The organism is Xanthomonas sp. SHU 199 (assembly GCF_000364665.1).
GTDB classification, from domain to species: domain Bacteria; phylum Pseudomonadota; class Gammaproteobacteria; order Xanthomonadales; family Xanthomonadaceae; genus Xanthomonas_A; species Xanthomonas_A sontii.
In genome coordinates this window covers 1-2,077 of record NZ_AQOI01000539.1, presented here as the reverse complement: position 1 = coordinate 2,077, position 2,077 = coordinate 1, and the positions used below count along the sequence as shown (strand labels likewise).

Sequence of the window (2,077 nt, the reverse complement as noted above, 5' to 3'; positions counted from 1 at the left end):
GCTCGACGGCCTGATCGCCGCGCCGGCCGACCCGACGCTGCGCCGCCAGGCCGAGACGGCGCAAGCGCAGGGTCAGAGTGTGGTCGGGGTGGCGGTCGACGGTGCCGTGAGCGGCTACATCGCCATCGCCGATCCGCTGCGCGAGGACGCCGCCGAGGCGGTGGCCCTGCTGCAGGCACGTGGCATCGCGGTGACCATGCTCAGCGGCGACAACCGCCACGCGGCGCAGGCGGTGGCCGTGCGGCTCGGCATCCAGCAGGTGCAGGCCGAGGTGCTGCCGCAGGACAAGGCCGCGCATGTGCGCCAGTTGCAGGCGGTGCCGGGCGCACGCGTGGGCATGGTCGGCGACGGCATCAACGATGCCCCGGCGCTGGCCGCGGCAGACGTCAGCTTCGCCATCGGTAGCGGCTCGGACATCGCCATCGAGGCGGCCGACGTGGTGTTGATGCACGGCGATCTGGCCGGCGTCGCCGCCGCCATCGACCTGTCCGCGGCGACGGTGCGCAAGATCCGCCAGAACCTGTTCTTCGCCTTCGTCTTCAACGGCCTGGGCATCCCGCTGGCCGCGTTCGGCCTGCTCAGCCCGGTGATCGCCGGCGCGGCGATGGCGCTGAGTTCGGTCTCGGTGCTGGGCAACGCGCTGCTGCTGAATCGCTGGCGTGCGCAGTGAGCGCGCGTGCGATTTCTTCACTTTGGAGCATGACATGCACCATCTCGATCTCCTCGTCCACGGCATGAGCTGCGGCGGCTGCAGCGCACGGCTGCAGCGCGTGCTCGACGCCTGCCCGGGCGTGGCCGCCAGTACGGTGGTGCTGGAGGGCGGGCGCGTCGGCATCGACTACGACCCCGCGCGCATCGACGTGGCCGCGCTGGAGCAGGCGATCGCCGACGCCGGCTTCAGCGTGGCCGCCGGCTGAGCGCCGCCCCGGCGCCGCGTCTTCCCGGGTGAACGCCGCCGTGGCGGCCGCTGCCGCGCATGGTCCGGGCGCACGGCCGGGCGTGTATCGTGGGCGCGGTTTCTCCGCTCCCGCATCGCCATGACCCATCGCGCTTGGGTGGCCGCCGCCATCCAGAAGATCGAAGCCGACTTCAACCGCTCGGCCGACACCCACCTGATCCCGCTGGACCTGCCCGGTTTCCCCGGCATCGACCTGTACTTCAAGGACGAGTCCAGCCATCCCACCGGCAGCCTCAAGCACCGCCTGGCGCGCTCGCTGTTCCTGTACGCGCTGGCCAACGGCTGGCTGCGCGAGGGGCGGCCGGTGATCGAGGCCTCCAGCGGTTCCACCGCGGTCTCCGAGGCGTATTTCGCGCGCCTGCTGGGGCTGCCGTTCATCGCGGTGATGCCGGCCACCACCTCGCCGGAGAAGATCGCCGCGATCGAGTTCCAGGGCGGGCGCTGCCACCTGGTCGGGCGCGCCTGCGACCTGCATGCCGATTCGGTGCAGCTGGCGCGCGAGACCGGCGGCCACTTCATGGACCAGTTCCTGTACGCCGAGCGCGCCACCGACTGGCGCGCCAACAACAACATCGCCGAGTCGATCTTCCGGCAGATGCAGGAGGAGCCGCATCCGATTCCGGCCTGGATCGTGTGCAGCCCCGGCACCGGCGGCACCGCGGCCACGCTCGGGCGCTACGTGCGCTACCGGCGCCATCCCACCCGCATCCTGTGCGCGGATCCGGAGGTGTCGCTGTTCTTCGACGGCTACCGCGAGGCGCTGGCCGGGCGCGACTATGCCGGCCTGGAAAGCACCGGCGGCTCGCGCATCGAAGGCATCGGCCGGCCGCGGGTGGAGCCGAGCTTCATCCCCAGCTGCGTGGATGCGATGGTCAAGGTGCCCGACGCGCTGAGCCTGGCGGCGATGCGCTACGTCAGCGCGCGCCTGGGCCGGCGCGTGGGCGGCTCCACCGGCACCAACTTCGTCGGCGTGCTGCAGGCGGCCACGCGCATGCGCGAACAGGGCCGCAGCGGCGCCATCGTCACCATCCTGTGCGACAGCGGCGAGCGCTACGGGCACAGCTACTACCGGCCGCAGTGGTACGCCGAGCACGGCATCGACGTGGAGCAGGCCGATGC

Annotated in this window: 3 protein-coding genes; all 3 read left to right on the top strand. The window is 71.9% G+C overall.

Annotation, left to right across the window (positions count from 1 at the left end; all coding sequences use genetic code 11):
* Window positions 1–670, top strand: a 670-nt coding sequence (locus tag D183_RS0116220) for an HAD-IC family P-type ATPase (RefSeq protein ID WP_017909926.1), incomplete at its 5' end; no start/stop codon positions are given.
* Window positions 671–704: 34 nt separating this feature from the next.
* Window positions 705–917 carry a heavy-metal-associated domain-containing protein gene (locus D183_RS0116215; protein WP_026143429.1) on the top strand — a complete coding sequence of 71 codons (213 nt, stop codon included), beginning with the start codon at window positions 705–707 and terminating at the stop codon, window positions 915–917.
* 120 nt (window positions 918–1,037) lie between these two features.
* Window positions 1,038–2,077, top strand: a 1,040-nt coding sequence (locus D183_RS0116210) for a PLP-dependent cysteine synthase family protein (RefSeq protein ID WP_017909924.1), incomplete at its 3' end; no start/stop codon positions are given.

Coding starts and splice junctions, on each gene's coding strand:
- D183_RS0116215 (WP_026143429.1), top strand. CDS start 705: ATGCACCATCTCGATCTCCTCGTCCACGGCATGAGCTGCGGCGGCTGC.